13 protein-coding genes and 1 other annotated feature are annotated in these 12,591 nt (G+C 49.1%); of the genes, 12 read left to right on the top strand and 1 reads right to left on the bottom strand.

Annotated elements, in window-relative coordinates:
- Positions 1–136: 136 nt before the first annotated feature.
- Positions 137–1,360: an O-antigen polymerase gene (locus ABVN44_RS00845; RefSeq protein ID WP_023182074.1), complete on the bottom strand. Its 1,224-nt coding sequence runs from the start codon at positions 1,358–1,360 to the stop codon at positions 137–139.
- A gap of 897 nt (positions 1,361–2,257) precedes the next feature.
- Here ABVN44_RS00845 and thrS point away from each other — a divergent pair.
- The 12 genes from thrS (at position 2,258) to ABVN44_RS00785 (ending at position 12,540) form a co-directional block, all read left to right on the top strand.
- Entirely contained in the window at positions 2,258–4,186 is a 1,929-nt protein-coding gene (thrS, locus tag ABVN44_RS00840) for a threonine--tRNA ligase (protein ID WP_001144226.1), read from the top strand.
- Between the two features lie 3 nt (positions 4,187–4,189).
- A complete protein-coding gene (infC, locus tag ABVN44_RS00835) occupies positions 4,190–4,732 on the top strand; it encodes a translation initiation factor IF-3 (RefSeq protein ID WP_001574431.1) in 543 nt (180 codons plus the stop codon).
- Between the two features lie 95 nt (positions 4,733–4,827).
- The gene (rpmI, locus tag ABVN44_RS00830; protein WP_001124225.1) at positions 4,828–5,025 is read left to right on the top strand and encodes a 50S ribosomal protein L35; all 198 of its coding nucleotides are present in this window, start codon (positions 4,828–4,830) and stop codon (positions 5,023–5,025) included.
- Positions 5,026–5,075: 50 nt separating this feature from the next.
- Positions 5,076–5,432, top strand: a complete 357-nt coding sequence (gene rplT / locus ABVN44_RS00825) for a 50S ribosomal protein L20 (RefSeq protein ID WP_000124850.1) — start codon at positions 5,076–5,078, stop codon at positions 5,430–5,432.
- A gap of 115 nt (positions 5,433–5,547) precedes the next feature.
- Positions 5,548–5,671 (top strand) — a sequence feature (Phe leader region).
- Positions 5,553–5,597 carry a pheST operon leader peptide PheM gene (gene pheM / locus ABVN44_RS00820; RefSeq protein ID WP_001386830.1) on the top strand — a complete coding sequence of 15 codons (45 nt, stop codon included), beginning with the start codon at positions 5,553–5,555 and terminating at the stop codon, positions 5,595–5,597. It overlaps the preceding feature by 45 nt.
- Before the next feature lie 62 nt (positions 5,672–5,733).
- Positions 5,734–6,717 carry a phenylalanine--tRNA ligase subunit alpha gene (gene pheS, locus ABVN44_RS00815; RefSeq protein ID WP_000018570.1) on the top strand — a complete coding sequence of 328 codons (984 nt, stop codon included), beginning with the start codon at positions 5,734–5,736 and terminating at the stop codon, positions 6,715–6,717.
- A gap of 15 nt (positions 6,718–6,732) precedes the next feature.
- Complete coding sequence (pheT, locus tag ABVN44_RS00810) at positions 6,733–9,120, top strand: phenylalanine--tRNA ligase subunit beta (protein ID WP_000672402.1); 2,388 nt, start codon at positions 6,733–6,735, stop codon at positions 9,118–9,120.
- Positions 9,121–9,124: 4 nt separating this feature from the next.
- Positions 9,125–9,424 (top strand): integration host factor subunit alpha, encoded by a 300-nt coding sequence (ihfA, locus tag ABVN44_RS00805; RefSeq protein WP_001229266.1) that lies wholly within the window; start codon positions 9,125–9,127, stop codon positions 9,422–9,424.
- A 202-nt stretch (positions 9,425–9,626) separates the two neighbouring features.
- Entirely contained in the window at positions 9,627–10,607 is a 981-nt protein-coding gene (gene btuC / locus ABVN44_RS00800) for a vitamin B12 ABC transporter permease BtuC (protein WP_000954984.1), read from the top strand.
- Between the two features lie 91 nt (positions 10,608–10,698).
- On the top strand, positions 10,699–11,250 hold the full coding sequence (locus ABVN44_RS00795) for a glutathione peroxidase (RefSeq protein ID WP_001181565.1): 552 nt from the start codon (positions 10,699–10,701) through the stop codon (positions 11,248–11,250).
- Positions 11,250–11,999, top strand: a complete 750-nt coding sequence (gene btuD, locus ABVN44_RS00790) for a vitamin B12 ABC transporter ATP-binding protein BtuD (protein WP_000080607.1) — start codon at positions 11,250–11,252, stop codon at positions 11,997–11,999. Before ABVN44_RS00795 ends, btuD begins: the two co-directional genes overlap by 1 nt.
- Positions 12,000–12,075: 76 nt before the next feature.
- Positions 12,076–12,540, top strand: a complete 465-nt coding sequence (locus ABVN44_RS00785; RefSeq protein ID WP_001213256.1) for a C40 family peptidase — start codon at positions 12,076–12,078, stop codon at positions 12,538–12,540.
- Positions 12,541–12,591 lie beyond the last annotated feature (51 nt).

Genomic DNA, 12,591 nt, shown 5'->3' with positions numbered 1-12,591 from the left:
CATAAATCATTATTAGGAAACTCAAGCACTATCATGAATGCATCAAAAGTAATTTACGTTGGTAATGCTGTTCAGCAAACCCAACAAGATTTACGCTCCAAAACTAAATAAAACGGCGGCATTGCCGCCGTATAAATTATTTATCGCTTCTTAGTAAAACGAATCTTATATGCGCTGAAAAAACAAAGGAAGATGCAATGTATACCATAAAGGCAATCATCAAATGCTCAGGGAACAACCATCCCATGCTAACAGGAATCACACTTATTCCAATGCAAAATAGGAACATTATGAAATAATGCGCTGACTTTGTTTCCTGAGTTTTATTGGAGAAATACTTAGCCAGGACGCCTTTAAATACTCCAGATATAACTAACCAAACTGGTGTAAAAAGCCCGAAATCTGCGTATAGTTCACCATACCCGAAAGCAGGAGCGCCCTGATTTCTGTAGAATGCATCAGGGAAAAATACTTTTGCCAGATACAATGCGCCAAAATCTTCAGGCTTATCAGGCCAAATAGCCCTCGGAATCCTCGAGTAAACCTCGCTCTCCATTAGTAATTTTCCATACATAAAGTCAAAGTTTGAGGAAGCAACAAGAACAGCATTACGGGTATAATCCGAGTAATTCGCCATATTTTCTATCGGATTCCCATCAGTAAACGTATATGCAAAGAATGCCGTTACAATGACTGCTATAACAGCAAACGATTTCACCAGGAACATAAATTTAATTTTTTTATTTTCAATATATGAAAGGTAAAGGATGAATGCTATAAATATACTAAATATTGGTCCTTTGTTACCATGCAAGAAAATAAGTATACAGTTAAATAAAACTATGGAAATACAAAATAACTTTGATTTTTTGTATGTAAAGAACGCGCAAATAGAAGCGACAAGAGAAAACATTAATGAAGGATAGAAGTATATACCATACCCTGTTCTGGTTAATTCGTATATTCTTCTTGGGCTAAGTATGTACTCTCTGAACTCCATCAACACTGGAAGGTAAATGATAAAAGCAAGGAAGGTGAATAACAATGAAGTAAACACATACCTTGGTTTATTTTTTGTGTTTGATTTGTTGTATATGGGTTTTCTTTGTGTGTAAAGATAAGAAATAACAAATGATGCTATGTATGTTATATAGCAAGTATAGAAAAACAAATATTCCACTGTATACTTCCGCACCTCTGAGAGGTATACAAATATACCTTCAAACACGTACAGTGTAGGCACTGTTATTATCAGGTATGGGACCATTACATTTATTATTTTCCCCTCAATTCTTACGGAAAGAGTATAGAGATAAACTATAAATAATAAGCATAATACAATGTATGAAATTATAAGCATATAGAGCCTTTAGAAAAAATGCTTAGTATTGAAAATATTAATAATATTGCCATCAGGCAAACAAGGTGTGGTACGGAAAATCTTCTGGCAAGATATTCTGAATCTGGTAGTCTATAATCATTACTCATCACTATCTTCCCGATATCAAAACCGTGTTATTGACATATTAACACTCATTAACACTCCTATCTACTGCGCCTCCGATAGCATGAAGCTATCAAGCGTTTGCAGCACAAACATCAAGCAATGTAAATGCTTTTGATAATTACGCATGATTGTTACTGTGTTTATATACAGCAGTATTCGAAGGTTCATCATGAGGTTCCCGAGTCCTGTAAAAGGCTATACAGAGAAAGGGCTATCACTCGACGAGTAACTCATCTCACATCGTGCCGCGACATACTTCAAGCAACACAGACGAATTACAAGTACGGCATCATAAGGGAGACGTTGCTAGTTATAGAAGCTTCATAGCAGCATGTAATGGCTCTTTGCTGGTATGTGCTTTGGAAAGTGGGTTTCGTATTGTGCGTTATCGCATGCTGCCAGGTCCCCATCTGAAGAATATAGATAGCGGTCGTCGAAAGCTATCTGATGTGAATGACTCATACGGTGGCAGTAAGTCGAGACTCAGAGTGACCATGTACATCATTAACGATACGCGTGCTGGGTAGTGTGTTGGGATTCAGGTTCTGTAGAACAGAAAGATGCAATCTCCCTTTTTTTAGTGTTACCATCGTCATGCCGGACGAAAATAGCGATTTTCGTCTGTGTCGAAGGTTGTGCGCCAATTTAGCAATGGTTGGCTAGATGGATACACAACTCACTGTCAATAAATTCATTTTCTCTTTGTATGTGATCTTGCGTATGGGTCACCACTGCAAATAAGGATATTACATGCCTGTTATTACTCTTCCTGATGGCAGCCAACGCCATTATGACCACCCTGTAAGCCCGATGGATGTTGCTCTGGACATTGGTCCTGGCCTGGCGAAAGCCACCATTGCGGGCCGTGTGAATGGCGAGCTGGTTGATGCTTCCGATCTGATTGAAAATGATGCGACGCTTTCCATCATCACCGCAAAAGATGAAGAGGGTCTGGAGATCATTCGTCACTCTTGCGCGCATCTGTTAGGTCACGCTATCAAGCAACTTTGGCCGCACACGAAAATGGCGATCGGCCCGGTTGTCGACAACGGTTTTTACTATGACGTTGATCTTGACCGCACGCTAACTCAGGAAGATGTCGAAGCGCTCGAAAAGCGGATGCATGAGCTCGCCGAGAAAAATTACGACGTTATCAAGAAGAAAGTCAGCTGGCACGAAGCGCGTGAAACCTTCGTGAAGCGTGGTGAAAGCTACAAAGTTTCCATTCTTGATGAAAACATTGCTCATGATGACAAGCCAGGCTTGTACCATCATGAAGAATATGTCGACATGTGTCGTGGTCCGCACGTGCCGAATATGCGTTTCTGCCATCACTTTAAACTGATGAAAACTGCCGGCGCATACTGGCGCGGTGACAGCAATAATAAGATGTTGCAACGTATTTACGGTACGGCATGGGCAGATAAAAAAGCCCTGAACGCTTATCTGCAGCGCCTGGAAGAGGCCGCAAAACGCGACCACCGTAAAATTGGTAAGCAGCTCGACCTGTATCATATGCAGGAAGAAGCGCCGGGCATGGTGTTCTGGCATAACGACGGCTGGACTATCTTCCGCGAGCTGGAGGTCTTTGTTCGTTCTAAACTCAAAGAGTACCAGTATCAAGAAGTTAAAGGCCCGTTCATGATGGACCGTGTGCTGTGGGAAAAAACCGGGCACTGGGACAACTATAAAGATGCGATGTTCACCACATCTTCAGAAAACCGCGAATATTGCATCAAGCCGATGAACTGCCCGGGCCACGTTCAGATCTTTAACCAGGGTCTGAAATCCTATCGTGATTTGCCGCTGCGTATGGCGGAATTCGGTAGCTGCCACCGTAACGAGCCATCAGGCGCGCTGCATGGTCTGATGCGCGTACGCGGCTTTACGCAGGATGATGCGCATATCTTCTGCACCGAAGAGCAGATCCGCGATGAAGTTAACGCTTGTATTCGTATGGTCTACGATATGTACAGCACCTTTGGCTTCGAGAAGATCGTCGTCAAGCTTTCCACTCGTCCTGACAAGCGTATCGGCAGCGATGAGATGTGGGATCGTGCTGAGGCGGATCTGGCGGTTGCGCTGGAAGAAAATAATATCCCGTTTGAGTATCAACTGGGTGAAGGCGCATTCTACGGTCCGAAAATTGAATTTACCTTATATGACTGCCTCGATCGTGCATGGCAGTGCGGTACAGTACAGCTGGACTTCTCCTTACCGTCTCGTCTGAGCGCCTCCTATGTAGGCGAAGACAACGAGCGTAAGGTGCCGGTAATGATTCACCGTGCGATTCTTGGGTCGATGGAACGCTTCATCGGTATCCTGACCGAAGAGTTCGCTGGTTTCTTCCCGACATGGCTCGCGCCTGTTCAGGTAGTCGTGATGAATATTACCGATTCGCAGTCTGAATACGTTAACGAATTGACGCAGAAACTACAAAATGCGGGCATTCGTGTAAAAGCAGACTTGAGAAATGAGAAGATTGGCTTTAAAATCCGCGAGCACACTTTACGTCGTGTCCCTTATATGTTGGTCTGTGGTGATAAAGAGGTGGAAGCAGGCAAAGTTGCCGTTCGCACCCGCCGCGGTAAAGACCTGGGCAGTCTGGACGTAAATGACGTGATTGAGAAGCTGCAACAAGAGATTCGCAGCCGCAGTCTTCAACAACTGGAGGAATAAAGTATTAAAGGCGGAAAACGAGTTCAAACGGCGCGTCCGAATCGTATTAATAGCGAAATTCGCGCGCAAGAAGTTCGCTTAACAGGTCTGGAAGGCGAGCAGCTTGGTATTGTGAGTCTGAGAGAAGCTCTGGAAAAAGCTGAAGAAGCCGGAGTAGACTTAGTCGAAATCAGCCCTAACGCCGAGCCGCCGGTTTGTCGTATAATGGATTACGGCAAATTCCTCTATGAAAAGAGTAAGTCTTCTAAGGAACAGAAGAAAAAGCAAAAAGTTATCCAGGTGAAGGAAATTAAATTCCGTCCTGGGACAGATGAAGGCGACTATCAGGTAAAACTCCGCAGCCTGATTCGCTTTCTCGAAGAGGGCGATAAGGCCAAAATCACGCTGCGTTTCCGCGGCCGTGAGATGGCCCACCAGCAAATCGGTATGGAAGTGCTTAATCGCGTGAAAGACGATTTGCAAGAACTGGCAGTGGTCGAATCCTTCCCAACGAAGATCGAAGGCCGTCAGATGATCATGGTGCTTGCTCCTAAGAAGAAACAGTAAGGCCTTCAAGTAACAATTCTGTGAAGCCTTCGGGCTTCACAGGTTTTGTTCGCCTATGTTTCGTTTATTAACAATGCGAAGTGGAAGTTATTAAAATGCCAAAAATTAAGACCGTACGCGGTGCTGCTAAGCGCTTCAAAAAAACCGGTAAAGGTGGTTTTAAGCACAAGCACGCTAACCTGCGTCACATTCTGACCAAAAAAGCGACTAAACGTAAACGTCACCTGCGTCCGAAAGCCATGGTTTCTAAAGGCGATCTGGGCCTGGTTATCGCGTGCCTGCCGTACGCATAAGCCGTTAACGTTTTTAACTTTTTAATTAGAATAGATACAGGAGAGCACATATGGCTCGCGTAAAACGTGGTGTAATTGCACGCGCACGTCACAAGAAAATTTTGAAACAAGCCAAAGGCTACTACGGTGCGCGTTCTCGCGTATACCGCGTTGCCTTCCAGGCAGTTATCAAAGCTGGTCAGTATGCTTACCGTGACCGTCGTCAACGTAAGCGTCAGTTCCGTCAACTGTGGATTGCGCGTATCAACGCAGCAGCACGTCAGAACGGTATTTCTTACAGCAAATTCATCAACGGCCTGAAAAAAGCCTCTGTTGAAATCGACCGTAAGATCCTGGCTGATATCGCCGTATTCGACAAAGTCGCGTTCACCGCGCTGGTTGAAAAAGCGAAAGCAGCTCTGGCATAAGCCAGTGAAAAGAGGGAGCCTGGCTCCCTCTCTTTTATTTACTGTTCAGTGAGTTGACAATTGACCTGTAACCCTTTTCAATAAAGGATATTCGGTTTTACCACATAAGGTAACGCAAGCATGAACGCTGCTATTTTCCGTTTCTTTTTTTACTTTAGCACCTGATCCCAGGAGGCTAGCGCGTGAAAAACGAAACGAAAAACAGCGCAAAAAAGCCTCCTGATGGAGGCTTTTTTTGTATCTGAAATCGAGAGATTACGTCCAATGAACCGGTGTCTTCACCGACACAATGAGGAAAACCATGTCACATCTCGCAGAGCTGGTTGCCAATGCAGCGGCCGCCATTAACCAGGCGTCAGATGTTGCCGCGTTAGACAATGTACGCGTCGAATATTTGGGCAAGAAAGGGCATTTAACCCTTCAGATGACGACCCTACGCGATCTGCCGCCGGAAGAGCGTCCGGCAGCCGGGGCAGTCATTAACGCCGCGAAAGAGCAGGTACAACAGGCTCTTAACGCGCGTAAAGCCGAGCTGGAAAGCGCAGCGCTTAACGCCCGTCTGGCCGCTGAAACCATCGATATCTCCCTGCCGGGGCGCCGTATTGAGAACGGCGGTCTGCATCCGGTCACGCGTACCATTGACCGTATTGAAAGTTTCTTCGGCGAGCTTGGTTTTACCGTGGCGACTGGCCCGGAAATCGAAGATGACTACCATAACTTCGATGCGTTAAACATTCCGGGTCATCATCCGGCCCGCGCCGATCATGATACCTTCTGGTTTGACGCGACCCGTCTGCTGCGGACCCAGACGTCTGGCGTCCAGATCCGGACGATGAAAGCGCAGCAACCGCCGATCCGTATTATTGCGCCGGGCCGTGTATACCGTAATGACTACGACCAGACGCATACTCCGATGTTCCATCAGATGGAAGGTCTGATTGTTGATACCAACATCAGCTTCACCAACCTCAAAGGTACGCTGCACGACTTCCTGCGTAATTTCTTTGAGGAGGATCTGCAGATTCGCTTCCGTCCTTCTTATTTTCCGTTTACCGAACCTTCTGCGGAAGTGGATGTGATGGGTAAAAACGGTAAATGGCTGGAGGTGCTGGGCTGCGGGATGGTGCATCCGAATGTGCTGCGTAATGTCGGTATCGATCCGGAAATCTATTCTGGCTTCGCTTTTGGTATGGGGATGGAACGTCTGACCATGTTGCGTTACGGCGTCACCGACCTGCGTTCATTCTTCGAAAACGATCTGCGTTTCCTTAAACAGTTTAAATAAAGGCAGGATAAAACAATGAAATTCAGCGAACTGTGGTTACGCGAGTGGGTTAACCCGGCAATTGATAGCGATGCGTTGGCTAACCAGATTACGATGGCTGGCCTGGAAGTAGACGGCGTTGAGCCGGTCGCGGGAAGCTTCAATGGCGTTGTGGTTGGGGAAGTGGTTGAGTGCGCCCAGCATCCGAACGCTGACAAATTGCGTGTAACGAAAGTCAACGTTGGCGGAGAACGCCTGTTGGATATCGTCTGCGGCGCGCCAAACTGTCGTCAGGGGCTGAAAGTAGCGGTGGCCACCATTGGCGCCATCCTGCCGGGCGATTTCAAAATTAAAGCGGCGAAACTGCGCGGCGAACCGTCTGAAGGGATGCTGTGCTCCTTCTCCGAACTGGGGATTTCCGACGATCACAGCGGCATTATCGAACTGCCGGCGGATGCGCCGCTGGGTACCGATATCCGTGAATACCTGAAGCTTGACGACAATACCATCGAAATTAGCGTCACGCCGAACCGTGCGGATTGCTTAGGTATCATCGGCGTTGCGCGCGATGTGGCGGTACTGAACAAAGCGCCGCTCCAGGAGCCTGAAATGGCGCCGGTTACGGCAACCATCAGCGATACGCTGCCGATTACAGTAGAGGCCGCTGATGCGTGTCCACGCTATCTGGGCCGGGTGGTAAAAGGCATCAATGTTAACGCGCCGACGCCGCTGTGGATGAAAGAGAAACTGCGTCGCTGCGGTATTCGCTCCATCGATGCGGTGGTTGACGTCACGAACTATGTGCTGCTCGAACTGGGTCAGCCAATGCATGCTTTCGATAAAGATCGCATTGATGGCGGTATTGTCGTGCGGATGGCAAAAGAGGGTGAAACCGTCGTCCTGCTGGACGGTAGCGAAGCGACGTTAAATGCGGACACGCTGGTGATCGCCGATCACCATAAGGCGCTGGGGATAGCCGGTATTTTTGGCGGCGAACATTCCGGCGTGAACGGCGAAACGCAAAATGTGCTGCTGGAGTGTGCGTACTTTAATCCGCTGTCTATCACCGGTCGCGCTCGCCGCCACGGTCTGCATACCGATGCGTCTCACCGCTACGAGCGCGGGGTGGACCCAGCGCTGCAATATAAAGCGATAGAGCGCGCTACTCGTCTGCTTCTTGATATCTGTGGCGGTGATGCGGGTCCGATAATTGATGTGAGCAACGAAGCAACGTTGCCGAAACGCGCCACCATTACTCTGCGTCGCAGTAAACTGGATCGCCTGATCGGGCATCATATTGCGGATGAGCAGGTCAGTGATATTCTGCGTCGTCTGGGCTGTGAAGTGACCGAAGGGCAGGACGAGTGGAAAGCCGTAGCGCCGACCTGGCGTTTCGATATGGAAATTGAAGAAGATCTGGTGGAAGAGGTTGCCCGCGTTTACGGCTATAACAATATTCCGGACGAGCCAATCCAGGCCGGTTTAATCATGGGGACGCACCGTGAAGCCGATCTGTCGTTGAAGCGGGTTAAAACCATGCTGAACGACAAAGGCTATCAGGAAGTGATTACCTATAGCTTTGTCGATCCTAAAGTACAACAGCTCATCCATCCAGGCGCAGAAGCGCTGCTGCTGCCAAACCCTATCTCCGTTGAGATGTCGGCGATGCGTCTGTCTCTGTGGAGCGGATTGTTGGCGACGGTGGTCTATAACCAAAACCGTCAGCAGAATCGCGTGCGTATTTTTGAAACCGGTTTACGTTTCGTTCCGGATACACAAGCCAATCTGGGTATTCGACAGGATCTGATGCTGGCTGGCGTGATTTGCGGTAACCGCTATGATGAGCACTGGAACCTGGCAAAAGAGACCGTTGATTTCTATGATTTGAAAGGCGATCTGGAAGCAGTACTGGATTTAACCGGCAAACTGGGTGATATCCAGTTTAAGGCGGAGATGAATCCGGCTCTGCATCCGGGACAGTCTGCGGCGATTTATCTGAAAGATGAACGTATTGGTTTTATTGGGGTTGTTCACCCTGAACTGGAACGTAAACTGGATCTGAATGGTCGTACGCTGGTGTTTGAACTGGAATGGAATAAGCTCGCAGACCGTATCGTGCCGCAGGCGCGGGAGATTTCACGCTTCCCGGCTAACCGTCGCGATATTGCGGTTGTTGTTGCAGAAAACGTTCCCGCAGCGGATATTTTATCCGAATGTAAGAAAGTTGGCGTAAATCAGGTAGTTGGCGTAAACTTATTTGACGTGTACCGCGGTAAGGGTGTTGCGGAGGGTTATAAGAGCCTCGCTATCAGCCTGATCCTTCAGGATACCAACCGTACACTCGAAGAAGAGGAGATTGCCGCTACCGTCGCCAAATGTGTAGAGGCATTAAAAGAGCGATTCCAGGCATCATTGAGGGATTGAACCTATGGCGCTTACAAAAGCTGAAATGTCAGAATATCTGTTTGATAAGCTTGGGCTTAGCAAGCGGGATGCCAAAGAACTGGTTGAACTGTTTTTCGAAGAGATCCGTCGTGCTCTGGAAAACGGTGAGCAGGTGAAACTCTCTGGTTTTGGTAACTTCGATCTGCGTGATAAAAATCAACGTCCGGGGCGTAACCCGAAAACGGGTGAAGATATTCCTATTACAGCACGGCGCGTGGTGACCTTCAGACCCGGGCAGAAGTTAAAGAGCCGGGTCGAAAACGCTTCGCCCAAAGAAGAGTAATCAGATCCAGGCATAACATCCATCAGGGTGTATTGCGGCAGATACGCTGCCATCCCGAAAGTAGATCAGCGGGATGACAGCGTATCTGTCAGCCTGAAAGATGACCCGTATAACTAAAAAGGCCGCATTGCGGCCTTTTTTCTTTCAAGTAAAGGATACCCACCGTAAAATCACGCTACCTCTTTTCAGCTGAATGGATAACATGCTGACTTTTGCCCGCCAACAACAGCGACGAAACGTTCGCTGGCTTCTGAGCCTGTCACTGCTGGTGCTACTGGCTACACTTCTGAGCTTATGCGCAGGCGAACAGTGGATTGCCCCCGGTGACTGGTTAAGCGCCCGGGGGGAACTGTTTGTCTGGCAAATTCGCCTTCCCCGCACGCTTGCGGTATTGCTGGTTGGCGCTGCGCTGGCGCTATCTGGCGCCGTGATGCAGGCGCTGTTTGAAAACCCACTTGCTGAACCGGGTCTGCTCGGCGTTTCGAATGGGGCCGGTGTTGGGCTTATTGCCGCCGTCTTACTGGGGCAGGGGCAACTGCCAGGATGGGCGCTGGGGCTGTGCGCTATAGCCGGCGCGCTCATTATTACGTTAATCCTGCTGCGTTTTGCGCGTCGCCATCTTTCTACCAGCCGCTTGTTGTTGGCGGGCGTCGCGCTAGGCATTATCTGTAGCGCGCTGATGACGTGGGCTATCTATTTTTCCACCTCTTTCGATCTGCGGCAATTAATGTACTGGATGATGGGAGGATTTGGCGGCGTTGACTGGCAGCAGAGCTGGCTAATGATTGCGCTCATCCCGGTACTGATCTGGATATGTTGCCAGTCGCAACCGCTGAATATGCTGGCACTAGGGGAAACCTCGGCGCGGCAGCTTGGCCTGCCGCTGTGGTTCTGGCGCAATTTGTTGGTCGTCGCCACCGGCTGGATGGTGGGCGTCAGCGTGGCGATGGCGGGGGCGATTGGTTTTATCGGTCTGGTTATTCCGCACATCCTGCGCTTATGTGGTTTAACCGATCACCGGGTTTTACTTCCCGGCTGCGCGCTGGCCGGGGCTATCGCCCTGCTATTGGCAGATGTGGTCGCCCGACTGGCGCTGGCGTCGGCTGAACTGCCTATCGGGGTGGTCACCGCCACATTGGGGGCACCAGTGTTTATCTGGCTGCTACTCAAATCCGCGCGTTAGCGCATCGGTAAACAACTGCTTTCATCATTCGCAGTCTATGATTAAAGGCTAACGATGAAACCCGCTATTCTACCGACATCAGGGAGACACCATGCAAAACTCGCTTCTTAATACTCACGTTACGACGATTGATGGAGAGGTCACTACACTTGAAAAATACGCCGGAAAAGTGCTGCTCATTGTAAACGTCGCCTCCAGATGTGGCCTGACGCCGCAATATGAACAGTTGGAAAATATCCAGAAGGCGTGGGCAGATCAGGGGTTTGTCGTGTTGGGTTTTCCCTGCAACCAGTTTATGGGGCAGGAGCCAGGCAGCGAAGAGGAGATTAAAACCTATTGTGCCAGCACCTGGGGCGTCACGTTCCCGATGTTCAGTAAAATTGATGTGAATGGCGACGCGCGCCATCCGCTGTATCAAAAACTGATAGCCGCTGCGCCAACGGCAGTCGCGCCGGAGAAGAGCGGCTTTTACGAACGGATGGTAAGCAAAGGCCGTACGCCACTCTATCCGGATGATATTCTGTGGAATTTTGAAAAATTTTTGGTAGGCCGGGATGGTCAGGTGGTACAGCGTTTTTCGCCGGATATGACGCCTGAAGATCCTATTGTGATGGAAAGCATAAAAATCGCGTTGGCAAAATAATGTCTCAATTGATGCAATTAAAGGATGTCGCCGAGAGCACCCGCCTGGGGCCGCTTTCCGGCGAAGTAAGCGCAGGAGAGATCCTTCATCTTGTCGGGCCGAACGGTGCCGGGAAAAGCACGCTACTGGCGCGTATGGCGGGGTTAACCTCCGGCGAGGGGAGCATCAGGTTTGGCGGAGCGCCGCTGGAGGCATGGGCGACGGCAACGCTTGCCCAACATCGCGCTTATCTTGCGCAACAGCAAAATCCGCCGTTCGCCATGCCGGTCTGGCATTACCTGACATTGCATCAACCTGATAAAACGCGAACCGGGCAGCTTAACGAGGTAGCCGATATGCTTGGATTGGGCGACAAACTGGGGCGAAGCGTGAATCAGCTTTCCGGTGGCGAGTGGCAGCGTGTTCGCCTTGCTGCCGTTGTACTACAAATTCATCCCGACGCTAATCCGGTCGGTCAATTATTGCTGCTTGATGAGCCGATGAACAGTCTCGATGTTGCGCAACAAAACGCTCTGGATCGGGTATTACATCATTTGTGTCAGGCAGGAATCGCGATTGTGATGAGTAGTCACGATCTGAACCACACGCTGCGCCATGCGCATAAAGCCTGGTTACTAAAGCGCGGTAAACTCATTGCCTGCGGCCGCCGGGAAGAGGTGCTCACCCCCTCTTATCTGGCGCAAGCCTACGGTCTGCGCTTTCGACGACTCGACGTCGAGGGGCATCCAATGCTCATTTCGGCCACTTAAGTAAAATCGTTTCTTGAAAAGCAGGTAATTTCGACGCTAAATTAATACCAAAATAAAAACAGAGGATTGTTGCGGCATGCGTTTTTGGCTTCTTGTTATCACAGCATTGTTCCTGGCAGGATGCAGTACTCATCGGGCACCGGCGCCAAATGCCAGATTATCAGACTCCATTACCGTCATTGCGGGTCTGAACGATCAGTTGCAGTCCTGGCGCGGTACGCCATACCGTTACGGCGGCATGAGTCGCAGAGGCGTGGACTGTTCCGGCTTTGTGGTAGTCACTATGCGCGACAAGTTTGATTTGCAGTTGCCTCGTGATACGCGTGAACAATCAAAAATCGGCACCAGAATCGATAAAGATGAATTGCTGCCCGGAGATTTGGTTTTCTTTAAAACCGGTTCGGGCGAAAGTGGTTTACATGTTGGTATTTACGATACAAATAATGAGTTTATTCATGCCTCTACCAGTCGTGGCGTGATGCGTTCATCGCTGGATAATGTGTACTGGCGAAAAAACTTCTGGCAGGCACGGCGAATTTAACCTCGCAGACGATATAAATTTTATAGTCTATTTTTAACATATCGCCGGTTG

Origin of the sequence: Salmonella sp. SJTUF15570, assembly GCF_043357055.1 — a bacterium.
Lineage (GTDB): Bacteria > Pseudomonadota > Gammaproteobacteria > Enterobacterales > Enterobacteriaceae > Salmonella > Salmonella enterica.
This window is presented reverse-complemented; position numbering and strand designations above follow the sequence as displayed.

What these genes read in the sequence shown, in the direction of transcription:
- ABVN44_RS00845 (WP_023182074.1), bottom strand. Translation starts at nt 1,360, where the DNA reads ATGCTTATAATTTCATACATTGTATTATGCTTATTATTTATAGTTTAT.
- thrS (WP_001144226.1), top strand. Translation starts at nt 2,258, where the DNA reads ATGCCTGTTATTACTCTTCCTGATGGCAGCCAACGCCATTATGACCAC.
- rpmI (WP_001124225.1), top strand. Translation starts at nt 4,828, where the DNA reads ATGCCAAAAATTAAGACCGTACGCGGTGCTGCTAAGCGCTTCAAAAAA.
- rplT (WP_000124850.1), top strand. Translation starts at nt 5,076, where the DNA reads ATGGCTCGCGTAAAACGTGGTGTAATTGCACGCGCACGTCACAAGAAA.
- pheS (WP_000018570.1), top strand. Translation starts at nt 5,734, where the DNA reads ATGTCACATCTCGCAGAGCTGGTTGCCAATGCAGCGGCCGCCATTAAC.
- pheT (WP_000672402.1), top strand. Translation starts at nt 6,733, where the DNA reads ATGAAATTCAGCGAACTGTGGTTACGCGAGTGGGTTAACCCGGCAATT.
- ihfA (WP_001229266.1), top strand. Translation starts at nt 9,125, where the DNA reads ATGGCGCTTACAAAAGCTGAAATGTCAGAATATCTGTTTGATAAGCTT.
- btuC (WP_000954984.1), top strand. Translation starts at nt 9,627, where the DNA reads ATGCTGACTTTTGCCCGCCAACAACAGCGACGAAACGTTCGCTGGCTT.
- ABVN44_RS00795 (WP_001181565.1), top strand. Translation starts at nt 10,699, where the DNA reads ATGCAAAACTCGCTTCTTAATACTCACGTTACGACGATTGATGGAGAG.
- btuD (WP_000080607.1), top strand. Translation starts at nt 11,250, where the DNA reads ATGTCTCAATTGATGCAATTAAAGGATGTCGCCGAGAGCACCCGCCTG.
- ABVN44_RS00785 (WP_001213256.1), top strand. Translation starts at nt 12,076, where the DNA reads ATGCGTTTTTGGCTTCTTGTTATCACAGCATTGTTCCTGGCAGGATGC.